This is a genomic window from Amorphus coralli DSM 19760 (assembly GCF_000374525.1).
GTDB lineage: Bacteria > Pseudomonadota > Alphaproteobacteria > Rhizobiales > Amorphaceae > Amorphus > Amorphus coralli.
Genome location: NZ_KB894572.1, coordinates 428,811 through 441,131 on the forward strand (window position 1 = coordinate 428,811; position 12,321 = coordinate 441,131).

Annotated in this window: 10 protein-coding genes; 8 read left to right on the plus strand and 2 right to left on the minus strand. The window is 68.2% G+C overall.

What is annotated here, in order from left to right; translation table 11 throughout:
- Window positions 1–125: 125 nt before the first annotated feature.
- The 8 genes from C507_RS0109910 (at window position 126) to xylB (ending at window position 9,318) form a co-directional block, all read left to right on the plus strand.
- Window positions 126–1,061 (plus strand): carbohydrate kinase family protein, encoded by a 936-nt coding sequence (locus tag C507_RS0109910; RefSeq protein WP_018699537.1) that lies wholly within the window; start codon window positions 126–128, stop codon window positions 1,059–1,061.
- Between the two features lie 352 nt (window positions 1,062–1,413).
- Complete coding sequence (locus C507_RS0109915; protein WP_018699538.1) at window positions 1,414–2,727, plus strand: ABC transporter substrate-binding protein; 1,314 nt, start codon at window positions 1,414–1,416, stop codon at window positions 2,725–2,727.
- Window positions 2,728–2,827: 100 nt separating this feature from the next.
- Window positions 2,828–3,700 (plus strand): carbohydrate ABC transporter permease, encoded by an 873-nt coding sequence (locus tag C507_RS0109920; RefSeq protein ID WP_026318988.1) that lies wholly within the window; start codon window positions 2,828–2,830, stop codon window positions 3,698–3,700.
- Window positions 3,701–3,717: 17 nt separating this feature from the next.
- Entirely contained in the window at window positions 3,718–4,548 is an 831-nt protein-coding gene (locus tag C507_RS0109925; RefSeq protein WP_018699540.1) for a carbohydrate ABC transporter permease, read from the plus strand.
- A 13-nt stretch (window positions 4,549–4,561) separates the two neighbouring features.
- Window positions 4,562–5,563, plus strand: a complete 1,002-nt coding sequence (locus C507_RS0109930; protein WP_018699541.1) for an ABC transporter ATP-binding protein — start codon at window positions 4,562–4,564, stop codon at window positions 5,561–5,563.
- A complete protein-coding gene (locus tag C507_RS0109935) occupies window positions 5,560–6,333 on the plus strand; it encodes an L-iditol 2-dehydrogenase (RefSeq protein ID WP_018699542.1) in 774 nt (257 codons plus the stop codon). The genes C507_RS0109930 and C507_RS0109935 overlap by 4 nt, the downstream gene beginning before the upstream one ends.
- Before the next feature lie 36 nt (window positions 6,334–6,369).
- Window positions 6,370–7,845 (plus strand): mannitol dehydrogenase family protein, encoded by a 1,476-nt coding sequence (locus tag C507_RS0109940; RefSeq protein WP_018699543.1) that lies wholly within the window; start codon window positions 6,370–6,372, stop codon window positions 7,843–7,845.
- Between the two features lie 9 nt (window positions 7,846–7,854).
- Window positions 7,855–9,318 carry a xylulokinase gene (gene xylB / locus C507_RS0109945; protein ID WP_018699544.1) on the plus strand — a complete coding sequence of 488 codons (1,464 nt, stop codon included), beginning with the start codon at window positions 7,855–7,857 and terminating at the stop codon, window positions 9,316–9,318.
- 4 nt (window positions 9,319–9,322) lie between these two features.
- Here xylB and C507_RS0109950 read toward each other — a convergent pair whose 3' ends face one another.
- Both C507_RS0109950 and C507_RS0109955 read right to left on the minus strand, forming a co-directional pair.
- Complete coding sequence (locus C507_RS0109950) at window positions 9,323–11,254, minus strand: TRAP transporter permease (RefSeq protein WP_018699545.1); 1,932 nt, start codon at window positions 11,252–11,254, stop codon at window positions 9,323–9,325.
- A gap of 94 nt (window positions 11,255–11,348) precedes the next feature.
- The gene (locus C507_RS0109955; RefSeq protein ID WP_018699546.1) at window positions 11,349–12,305 is read right to left on the minus strand and encodes a TAXI family TRAP transporter solute-binding subunit; all 957 of its coding nucleotides are present in this window, start codon (window positions 12,303–12,305) and stop codon (window positions 11,349–11,351) included.
- Between the last annotated feature and the right edge of the window lie 16 nt (window positions 12,306–12,321).

The following is a 12,321-nucleotide window of genomic DNA, read 5'->3' on the forward strand; positions in this document are numbered from 1 at the left end:
ATATGATTTAATTATTGACGGGCCGACCTTCATGTGGCTGGGTCCGAAGTCGGCTCCTCTTTGTGGAGCCACGGGCCAAGGCGTGCAAGCATGGCCCCAAGCCACAAGAAGAAGGAGCGGGAGGCATGTTCGTCGTCTGCGGCGAGGCGTTGTGGGATTTTTTCGGCCGGGAGGGCGCTTCCGGCCTCACCTTCGATGCGCGGGTCGGCGGCTCGCCGTTCAACGTGGCGGTGGGGCTGGCGCGTCTGGACCATGCCGCGGCCCTGCTGACCGGCCTCTCCACCGATCGTCTTGGCCAGCGGCTCTACGACACGCTGGAGCGCGAGCGTGTCGCCACCTCCTATCTGCGTCGCACCGACCGGCCGACCACTCTCAGCCTCGTCGATCTCGGGCCGGACGGCAGCCCGGTCTACGCCTTCTACGGTGACAACGCCGCGGACAGAAGCCTTCAAGCCGACGCGCTTCCCTCCATCGGCACCGACGTGTGGGGGCTTCATGCCGGCTCCTACTCGCTGGTGGCCGACCCGACCGGCGCCAGCCTGCTTGGTCTCTTCGGTCGGCAGAAGGGGAAGCAACTGCTGACGCTCGATCCGAACGTGCGGCTGACGGTGGAGCCGGATCTTGACATCTGGCGCGCGCGGGTCGCCGCTTTCGTGGCGCTGGCCGACCTGGTGAAGGTGAGCGAGGAGGATCTGGAGCTGCTTTTCCCCGGTCGCTCGCCGGACGACACCGCGGCCGCCTGGCTTGAGGCCGGCGCCGCCCTGGTGATCGTGACGCGCGGCCGCACCGGCGCGCAGGCGTTCGGCGCCTTTGGCACCGTCACGGAGCCCGGCCGTGCAGTGGAGGTGGCCGACACGGTCGGCGCCGGCGACAGTTTCATGGCCGCGACCATCGCCCATCTCGCCGAAACGGACGCGCACGCGCGGGAGGCCTTGACGGCGTTCACGGAGGCAGACGTGCGCCGTCTTCTCGGGTTCGCTTCCGATGCCGCGGCCATCACCTGCACGCGGCGCGGCGCCGACCTGCCAAGGCGCGTGGAGCTGATCCCGGCGGCGACCTGAGATTGGCGGCAGCCGACGTCGCGTCTTGCGATTGTTGGCGCGCGGCGCAATCCTTGCCGGGTATTCGGCCCGGCGGCGCTCGCCGTCCGGCCTGGCGACTGTCGGCGTAAAGCCACGAAACGCCGCGCGGGCCGGGGTGCGCGTTAATTGCAAAATCAAAGTGATTTAATTATTGACTCTGGTCGGACGAGGTGATGTAGTTTTGACAGGCAAAAGGTTTGAACCGAGGTTCGGGCGCGGTGCGGTGGGCATCGTCCGAGATCTGGACAGACCACCGGCGGCATGAGGCCGTCCGGGCCAGGCACAACCAGCGCGGCCTGAAGCAAGCGTCGCGCGGCAACGGGAGGAAAGCATGAGCTATCCAGCATGGCTGGTCGGCGCCGCATCCGTTTTGGCCCTGACCACGGCGGCCAACGCCGAGACGATCACCATCGCCACCGTGAACAACGGTGACATGATCCGGATGCAGAAGCTGGCGGATGCCTTCACCAAGGATCATCCCGACATCGAGCTGGAGTGGGTGACGCTTGAGGAGAACACGCTCCGTCAGCGCGTGACCCAGGACATCGCCACCAACGGCGGTCAGTTCGACGTCATGACCATCGGCAACTACGAGGTGCCGCTGTGGGCGAAGCAGGATTGGCTGCTGCCGCTCGAGGGCATGCCCGAGCGCTATGACGCCGACGATATCCTGCCGGCGATCGCGGGCGGCCTGTCGGTCGACGACACGCTCTACGCCGCGCCGTTCTATGGCGAGTCGGCGATGCTGATGTACCGGACCGACCTCGCCGAGAAGGCGGGCGTTACCATTCCCGACCAGCCGACCTGGGCCGACATCAAGGCCGCCGCCGAGGCGATGACCGACAAGGACAACGAGATCTACGGCATCTGCCTGCGCGGCAAGGCCGGCTGGGGCGAGAACATGGCCTTCATCACGGCCATGTCGAATTCCTACGGCGCGCGCTGGTTCGACATGGACTGGAAGCCGCAGTTCGAGAGCGAGGAGTGGAAGGCGACGCTCACCGACTATCTCGACATGATGAACAATTACGGCCCGCCCGGTGCCTCGTCGAACGGCTTCAACGAGAACCTCGCCCTTTTCCAGCAGGGCAAGTGCGGCATGTGGATCGACGCCACGGTGGCTGCGTCCTTCGTGACCGACCCGGACGATTCCACCGTCGCCGACAAGGTCGGCTTCGCCCAGTTCCCTAACAAGGAGGGCGTCGACAACCACGGCAACTGGCTGTGGTCGTGGAACCTCGCCATCCCGAAATCGACGAACTCTCCGGATGCCGCGAAGGCCTTCGTCGCCTGGGCGACCTCCAAGGGCTACACCGATCTCGTCGCCGAGCAGGAAGGCTGGGCCGCGGCGCCTCCCGGCACCCGCACCTCGCTCTACGAGAACCCGGAGTACCAGAAGGCCGCTCCGTTCGCGGAGATGACCCTCAACTCCATCAACGCGGTCGACACCAAGAAGCCGTCGGTCCAGGAGATCCCCTATACCGGCGCCCAGTTCGTCGCGATCCCGGAGTTCCAGGGCATCGGCACGGCGGTGGGCCAAATGTTCTCCGCCGCGCTGGCCGGGCAGATGTCGGCCGATCAGGCCCTGCAGAACGCCCAGAACGTCACGAACCGCGAAATGATGAAGGCCGGCTACCCGAAATAGGGTAGTCTTCCTCCCACCGGGCGTCTCCGTTCGCGGGGACGCCCGGTCTCCAACGCATGAGTGGCAGGGTGCAACCTGCCCCGAGTGGGAGTGTCCGGCGATGGCTACGGCTCATTCGCGATCCGCAGCGCGGCTGATGATTTCGCCCGCCGTCTTGCTGCTGCTGGGCTGGATGGCGATCCCGCTGTCCATGACGATCTACTTCTCGTTCCAGCGCTACAATCTCCTGATGCCGGGAACGAACGAGTTCATCGGCTTCCTCAACTACCGCTTCTTCCTGACCGACCCGGCCTTCTTCGCCGCGCTGATCAACACGCTGGTGCTGGTCGGCGGCGTGCTGGTCATCACCATCGTGGGCGGCGTGCTGCTCGCCCTTCTGCTCGACCAGCCCATGTGGGGGCAGGGGATCGTCCGGATCCTGGTGATCGCGCCCTTCTTCGTGATGCCCACCGTGTCGGCGCTGGTCTGGAAGAACATGTTCATGAACCCCGTCAACGGGCTGTTCGCGAACATCGCCAAGGGCCTGGGCCTGCAGCCCTTCGATTTCCTGGGCCAGGCGCCGCTCGCCTCCATCATCCTGATCGTCGCCTGGCAGTGGCTGCCGTTCGCCACGCTGATCCTGCTCACCGCGCTGCAGTCGCTCGACAGCGAACAGCTGGAGGCCGCCGAGATGGACGGGGCGAGCCCGGTCCGGCGCTTCTTCCACATCATGCTGCCGCACCTGGCCCGCGCCATCACCGTGGTGGTGCTGATCCAGACGATCTTTCTCCTGTCGGTGTTCGCGGAGATCCTGGTCACCACCAATGGCGGACCCGGCTACGCCACCACCAACATCACCTATCTCGTCTACGCCCAGTCGCTGCTGCAGTTCGACGTGGGCGGCGGATCCGCCGGCGGCGTCGTGGCCGTCATCCTCGCCAACATCGTCGCGATCTTCCTGATGCGGATGATCGGCAAGAATCTCGACGTCTAGAAGGGCAGGGGGAACCGATGGCCAGATCCGCCTCTTCGCGCCGCAAGCTGGGGATGACGCTGTTCGCCTGGGCGATCGGCATCCTGATCTTCTTCCCCGTGCTGTGGACGGTGCTGACCAGCTTCAAGACGGAAGCCGAGGCGATCGCCTCGCCGCCGTCCTTCCTGCTGTTCGACTGGACGCTGGAAAACTATGTCGAGGTCCAGGAGCGTTCGAACTATTTCCGGCACTTCTGGAACTCGGTGGTGATCTCGCTGGGCTCCACGGTGCTCGGGCTGGTCATCGCCATTCCCGCCGCCTGGTCCATGGCCTTCGTGCCGGCGAAGCGGACCAAGGACGTCCTGATGTGGATGCTGTCCACCAAGATGCTGCCGCCGGTGGGCGTGCTGATCCCGATCTACCTGATCTTCCGCAATCTCGGGCTGCTCGACACGGTGGGCGGGCTGGTGATCGTCCTGATGCTCATCAACCTGCCGATCATCATCTGGATGCTGTTCACCTATTTCCGCGAGATCCCCGGCGAGATCCTGGAAGCCGCCCGCATGGACGGCGCCGGCCTCAAGGCGGAGATCATCCACGTGCTGACGCCGATGGCGGTGCCGGGGATCGCCTCGACGATGCTCCTGAACATCATCCTCGCCTGGAACGAGGCGTTCTGGACCCTCAACCTGACCGCGGCCAAGGCCGCACCGCTGACCGCCTTCATCGCCAGCTATTCGAGCCCGGAGGGCCTGTTCTACGCCAAGCTCTCCGCCGCCTCGACCATGGCCATCGCGCCGATCCTGATCCTCGGCTGGTTCAGCCAGAAGCAGCTCGTGCGCGGCCTCACCTTCGGCGCCGTGAAATAAGGGACCTCGAACAATGGGGCACATCTCGCTCAGGCAGATCACCAAGAGCTTCGGCGACGTCGATGTCATCCGGCCGCTCGACCTGGAGATCCGCGACGGGGAATTCATCGTCTTCGTCGGCCCCTCGGGCTGCGGAAAGTCGACGCTCCTGCGCCTGATCGCGGGGCTGGAGGATGTCTCCTCCGGCACCATCGAGATCGACGGCCGCGACGCCACCGAAGTTCCGCCGGCCAAGCGCGGGCTGGCCATGGTGTTCCAGTCCTACGCGCTCTATCCGCACATGAGCGTGCGCAAGAACATCGCTTTCCCGCTGAAGATGGCGGGCCTGGACAAGGCGGAGATCGAGCGCCGCGTCACCGACGCCGCCCGGGTGCTCAACCTGTCCGACTATCTGGATCGCCGCCCCGGCCAGCTCTCCGGCGGCCAGCGCCAGCGCGTCGCCATCGGGCGGGCCATCGTCCGCGAGCCGGCCGCCTTCCTGTTCGACGAGCCGCTCTCCAACCTCGACGCCGCGCTGCGCGTGAACATGCGCCTGGAGATCTCCGAGCTGCACAACAGCCTGGAGACCACCATGATCTACGTGACCCACGACCAGATCGAAGCGATGACCATGGCCGACCGGATTGTGGTGCTGCAGGCCGGCCGGATCGAGCAGGTGGGAACGCCGCTGGAGCTCTACGCGCAGCCGCGCAACCTGTTCGTTGCCGGCTTCATCGGCTCGCCCAAGATGAACTTCATCGAGGGCGCCGAGGCGAAGAAGCACGACGCCCACACCCTCGGCATCCGCCCCGAGCACATGGCGCTCTCCACCACCGACGGCGCCTGGAAGGGCAAGGTCAGCGTGTCCGAGCACCTGGGCTCGGATACCTTCCTGCACGTCCAGACCGAGGGTCTCGGCACGCTGACGGCCCGCGCCGACGGCGAGTTCCCGGTGCGCCACGGCGACACCGTCTGGCTGACACCCCAGACCGACAAGCTGCACCGCTTCGACGCCGAGGGGCTGGCCCTCCGATGACCCGCCTTGCCGGCAAGTCGGCCGTCGTGACCGGCTCCGCCCGCGGCATCGGCCGTACCTTCGCCGAGGCCTACGTGCGCGAGGGCGCCACCGTCGCCATCGCCGACATCGATCGCGACCGCGCCGAGGCGACGGCCCGGGAGATCGGCGAGGCCGCCTATGCCGTCGCCCTGGACGTCACCGACCAGGCGTCCATCGACGCCGCGGTCGAGTCCGTCGTGGCGCGCACCGGCCGCATCGACATTCTGGTCAACAACGCCGCCCTGTTCGATCTCGCGCCCATCGTCGAGATCTCGCGCGAAAGCGTCGACCGGTTGTTCGCCATCAATGTCTCCGGCACCCTGTTCATGCTGCAGGCGGTGGCGAAGCGAATGATCGCGCAGGGCGAGGGCGGCAAGATCGTCAACATGGCGAGCCAGGCCGGCCGGCGCGGCGAGGCGCTGGTCGCCGTCTATTGCGCCACGAAGGCCGCTGTCATTAGCCTCACCCAGTCGGCCGGGCTGGATCTCATCCGCCACGGCATCAACGTCAACGCGATCGCCCCCGGCGTGGTCGACGGTGAGCACTGGGACGGCGTTGATGCTTTGTTTGCGAAATACGAGAACCGGCCGATCGGCGAGAAGAAGCGCCTTGTCGGCGAGGCGGTTCCCTTCGGCCGCATGGGCCGGGCAGAGGACCTGACCGGCATGGCTGTCTTCCTCGCGTCCTCCGAGGCAGACTATATCGTTGCCCAGACCTACAATGTCGACGGCGGCAACTGGATGAGCTGAGGCTCTCCCGCCGCGCTCCGGCTGCAAGGATCCACCATGACCACTCGGCTATCCGCCGCCGCGCTTCCCGCCATCGAGGACCAGGCCGCCGTTCCGGCCTACGACCGGGCTGGGCTGGCCGCCGGCATTCTCCATTTCGGCGTCGGCAACTTCCACCGGGCCCACCAGGCCGTCTATCTCGACGATCTTTTCGCCACCGGCCGCGACCACGACTGGGCGCTCGTCGGAGCCGGCGTCATGCCGGGCGATGCGGCGATGCGCTCCGCGTTGGAAGGCCAGGACTGGCTGACCACCGTCGTCGAGCAGTCGGCGGAGGAAAGCCGTGCGCGCGTCACCGGGGCGATGATCGACATGCTGCCCGTGGGGGACGTCGCGGCGATCATCGAGCGGCTCGCCGATCCGGCCATCCGCATCGTGTCGCTGACTGTCACCGAAGGCGGCTACTTCATCGATTCCACCGGGACCTTCGACCCCACCCAGCCGCCGATCGTCGCCGACGGGGCCAATCCCGATGCGCCGCAGACCGTGTTCGGTCTCATTGCCGCCGGCCTGAAGCAGCGCAGGGCGGCAGGCCTTGAGCCCTTCACCGTGATGTCCTGCGACAACATCCCCCACAACGGCATTGTCGCGCGCAACGCGGTGGCGGGTGTCGCCCGGCTGTCCGACCCGGCCTTCGCCGACTGGATCCTTCAGACTGTCGCCTTCCCCAGCGGCATGGTCGACCGCATCACGCCCGCAACCGGCGACCGCGAGCGCCAGCTTCTGTCGGATACGTTCGGCATCGACGACGCGTGGCCGGTCTTCTGCGAAGACTTCTCCCAGTGGGTTCTGGAAGACAATTTCCCGGCGGGCCGGCCCGCGCTCGAAACGGTTGGCGTCCAGTTCGTGCCGGACGTGACGCCGTTCGAGCTCATGAAGATCCGCATCCTCAATGGCGGACATGCGGTCATCGCCTACCCGGCCGGCCTCCTCGACATCCACTTCGTCCACGAGGCGATGCAGCACCCGCTGGTGTCCGCCTTCCTGGAGAAGATCGAGCGCACCGAGATCATGCCGGTGGTGCCGCCGGTGCCGGACACCGACCTCGACTGGTATTTCGGCGAGATCAAGCGCCGCTTCGCCAATCCGAAGATCGGCGACACGGTGCGCCGGCTCTGCCTGGACGGCTCCAACCGTCAGCCGAAATTCATCGTTCCCACGATTGCCGACCGGCTGAAGGCGGGGGCGGGCGTCACCGGCCTGGCGCTCGAATCCGCGCTCTGGTGCCGTTACTGCTACGGCGAGACGGAAAGCGGCGCGGTCATCGAGCCGAACGACCCGAACTGGGACACGCTCGCGCCGCTGGCGCGCCAGGCGCGCACCGATCCGGACGCGTGGCTCGGCATGGCCGAGGTCTATGGCGATGTGGCGAAGGCCGAGCCCTTTCGCACCGCGTTCGCCCATGCCCTCGGCGCGCTCTGGGAGGACGGTACGGAAGCTGTCCTCACGCGCTACATCGAGAGCGGCCGGTAGGCCGGCAGCATGTATCTCGGGATCGATCTCGGCACGTCGGGGCTGAAGGCGCTGCTGATCGATGGGGACCAGCGCCCTGTCGGCTCGGCCACCGCGCCGCTCACCGTCTCGCGACCGCATCCGGGCTGGAGCGAGCAGGATCCGGCCGACTGGGTGGCGGCCGCAGAGGCTGCCATCGACGCCCTGCGCCGCGACCACGCGTCGGCGCTTGCCGCGGTGAGGGGCATCGGCCTCTCCGGTCAGATGCACGGGGCGACGCTTCTCGACGCCTCCGACCGGCCGCTCAGGCCCTGCATCCTCTGGAACGACACCCGCAGCCACGCCGAGGCGGCGGCGCTTGATGCCGATCCGCGCTTCCGGGCGATCTCCGGCACCATCGTCTTTCCCGGCTTCACCGCGCCGAAGCTCGTCTGGGTGAAGACCCACGAGCCGGAGATCTTCGCGACGACGGCCAAGGTGCTGCTGCCGAAGGACTATCTGCGGCTCTGGCTGACCGGTGAGCATGTCGGCGAGATGTCCGACGCCGCCGGTACGAGCTGGCTCGACACCGGCGCGCGCGCCTGGTCACAGACGCTCCTCGATGCGAGCTTCATGCGCGCCGACCAGATGCCGCGCCTCGTCGAGGGCACCGAGGTGTCGGGCACGCTGAGGCCGGAGCTCGCGGCGCGCTGGGGCATGGACGGACCGGTCGCGGTGGCCGGCGGGGCAGGGGACAACGCCGCCTCCGCCGTCGGCGCGGGAACGGTCGAGCCGGGCTCCGCCTTCGTGTCGCTGGGAACCTCGGGCGTCCTCTTCGCCGCCAACGCGGCCTATCTGCCAAGCCCGAAAACGGCGGTTCACACCTTCTGCCATGCGCTACCCGGCCGCTGGCACCAGATGGGGGTGATCCTGTCGGCCGCCGCCTCGCTCGACTGGTTCGCCCGCATTTCCGGCTCCACCCCGGCCGCGCTCCTGGCGGAGCTGGGCGAGGCGTCCACGCCTCCGAGCGGCATCACCTTCCTGCCCTACCTCTCCGGCGAGCGCACGCCCCACAACGATGCGGCGATCCGCGGCGTCTTCGTCGGCCTTGCCCACGAGCACGACCGGGCGGCAATGACCCGGGCGGTGCTGGAGGGGGTGGCCTTCGCGCTGAGGGATTGCCTGGAGGCCATGCGCGCGGCCGGCTCCCGCCCCGAACGGGTGACGGCGGTGGGTGGCGGCTCCCGTGCCTCGGCCTGGACCGGCCTGATCGCCACGATCCTCGGCATCCCAGTGGACCTGCCGGCGGAGGGCGATTTTGGGGCGGCTTTCGGGGGCGCCCGGCTCGGCCTCATGGCGGCCACCGGCGCCGATCCGGCCGCCGTCTGCACGCCGCCCGCGATCGCCCACTCGGCCGAGCCGGACCGGTCGCTGACCGACGCCTTTGACGCAGCATATGCCCGCTACCGGGCGCTCTATCCGGCGCTCTCTGCCGTCACCGACGCGCCGTCCTGACCGGTCAGGATTTCGCGGCGGCTGCCTTCGGCGCCCGCCACATCTGCCAGCCGACCAGGACTGCGCCCAGTACCGCTCCGACGATGTCGACGAGCGCGGCCCCCTCGAACGCGCCGGCCGGGATCAACAGCCCGACGCCGGCCGCGACGAAGGCCGCCCGCATCGGCAGCGCCAGCCGCTCCACGAAATGGCCGATGAAGCCGGCGGAGACCAGCCACACGCCGGCCAGCGCCGTGGTGGCCGCCAGGATCACCTGAACCGTCGATCCGATCAGAAGCAGGCTCGGCGCGGCGACGAACAGGAAGGGCACGATGAAGGCCGGCCAGGCGAGCCTGGTGGCCTCCAGCGCCGTGCGCATCGGGTTGGATCCGGCAAGGCCGGCTGCCGCGAAGGCCGCGATGGCCACCGGCGGGGTGATCATCGACATCATGCCGAAATAGAGCACGAACAGGTGCGCCGCGATGGGCTCGATGCCGAGCTTGACCAGCGACGGCGCCACCAGCGTGGCCAGCAGCACGTAGACGCCGACGGTGGGCATGCCCATGCCGAGCACGATGGAGACGATCGCCGCGATGACCAGCAGCAGCACGACGCTGCTCTGGCCGACCTGGGTCAGGAGAAGCGTCAGGTTGAAGGACAGGCCGGACTGGTTGAGGACGCCGATGATGATGCCGGCGGCGGCCGAAATCAACACCACGGCCAGCGACACGACGCCGGTCTCCCTCAGGCCTTCCAGGATCTCTTTCGGGTGCATCCGGCTGCCGGCATAGCCGAGCGCGAAGGCGAGCACGATCAGCGCCGCAGACGACCACAATGCCGCTTCCTCGACGCGCACGTGCAACCAGAAGAGGGCGCCGAGCAGCACGGCGAACGGGATCGGAAAGAACCAGCCGGAGCGGAAGGTCGGGCCGGCCGGCGGGATCTCGGAGGCCGGCAGCGCCGTGATGCCGAGGCGAGCGGCGAACAGGTCCGCCTGGATGAACAGCGCGGCATAGTAGAGGATCGCCGGCAGCAGCGCCGCCAGCGCCACGTCGCCGTAGGGGATCTGCAGGAACTCCGCCATCAGGAAGGCGGCCGCACCCATGATCGGCGGCATCAGCTGGCCGCCGGTGGACGCGACGGATTCGATGGCGCCGGCCGTCTGCGGGGCGTAGCCGCCGCGGCGCATCAGCGGGATGGTCACGACGCCGGTGGAGACCACGTTGGAGACCGCCGAGCCGGAGATCGAGCCCATCAGGCCGGACGCGACGATGGCGATCTTGGAGGATCCGCCGCGGAAGCGGCCCATCAGCGCGATGGATAGCTGGGTGAAGTAGGTGGATCCGCCGGCGCGGGTCAGCATCATGCCGAAGAAGACGAAGGCGACGACCACGGTCGCCGCGATCATCAGCGGCTTGCCGAGGATGCCGTTCGGGTCGAGCGCGACCTGCGAGACCAGCCGTTCCGGCGAGATCGATCGGCCCTGCAGCGGCGCGGGCACGAAATTGCCCCACAGCCCGTAGGCCACGAAGACGACGGTGATGCCGGTGAGCACCGGGCCGGCACATCGGCGCAGCGCTTCCAGGAGCAGGATCACCAGGAGCGCGCCGGGCACGAGCGCGACGCCTGGATCGTAGGCCGCCTCGTCGACCAGCCAGGCGTAGCGGATGGCGACGTACATCGGCACCGCGAAGCCGACGGCGGCGGCGAGAAGATCGTACCAGCGCGGGAGCGGGCCGGGCGCGCCTTCCTCGCGCGGAGCCGGAACCAGCGGATAGGTCAGGAAGGCGAGCGCGATGGCGATCGCCAGCATCGCCGCCAGGAACTGCTCGTCGTACAGCGACAGGCCGAGCTCGCGTTGCAGGCCGAGAATGAAGGCGAAGGCCAGCAGCGGCAGCGCAAGCGCGAAGGCCGTTCTGAGGCCGACGATCAGGCGGGCGGCGAGAGAGTGGGGCATGGGCGTGGGGCGCTGTCCGCTGCGGGGCGAGGGCCGCCCGGCGGCCGGGACCATGGGTCCCCGCTGCCGGACGGCGGATGCCGAAGCCGCTGGCCTAGTTCATCAGGCCGGCTTCCTTGAAGAACTTCTCCGCGCCCGGGTGGTAGGGCGCGTCGATGGGCACGTAGATCCGCTCCGGATCCCAGCGCTTGTAGATGCCGTGCGCCTCGGCCAGCGCGTCCGGGTGCTCGTAGAGCGCCTTGACCGCGGCGTAGACGACGTCGTCCGGCACGTCCTTGCCGACCAGCAGCGTGTACTCGTAGCCGAGCAGCGTAACCGGCTCCTTGACGCCGGCGGCGGCCGGCGACGGCTTCACCTCGGCGAAGTAGGAACCCGGCGCCACCTTCTGCATGGCCTTCTCACCCTCCGGCGTCGCCTTGATGCCGATGAAGCGCACGCCGATGTCGGCGTCGGCCTGGCGGATGACGCCGGAGCCGGGAGCGGTGTAGGCGCCGGAGACACGGTCCGCGACCAGCAGGTCGACGGCCTTGGCGAAGTTCGGCACGGAGACCGGTTCGAAGTCGGCAACCGTCATGCCCTCGGCGGCGAGCGTCGCCTTCAGGCACATCTCGACGAACTTCTGGGCGCTGTAGTCGGTGGGGAAGGGCTGACCCTTGAGGTCGGCGGCGCTCTGGTAGTCGGAGTCCTCGCGCACCACGAGGCCGACGGTGAACGGCACCAGCACGGCGGCGACGCGCAGGTTCTCCAGCGGCCGGCCCTCGAAGTTGCCGGTACCGGTGACGGCGTAGACGGTCTCGACGGTGTTGGAGGTGCCGAACTCCATCTCGCCGCTGTTGACCTGCGGCAGCACCACGTTGGAGCCGCCGGTCGGGACCGCGGTGGCCGCCACGTCGGAGTTCTGGCTGATGACGTTGGCGGCCGCGGCCGCGATGGAATAGCCGAGCGCGCCCTGGGGCAGAGTGCCGATGGCCGCCTGCTGCGCGTGGGCGGTCACGCCCATGGTCAGCGACAGCGCCGCCGCCGACAGTCCCGTGAGTAGCTTCCTGTTCATCCGTCTGCTCCTGGTC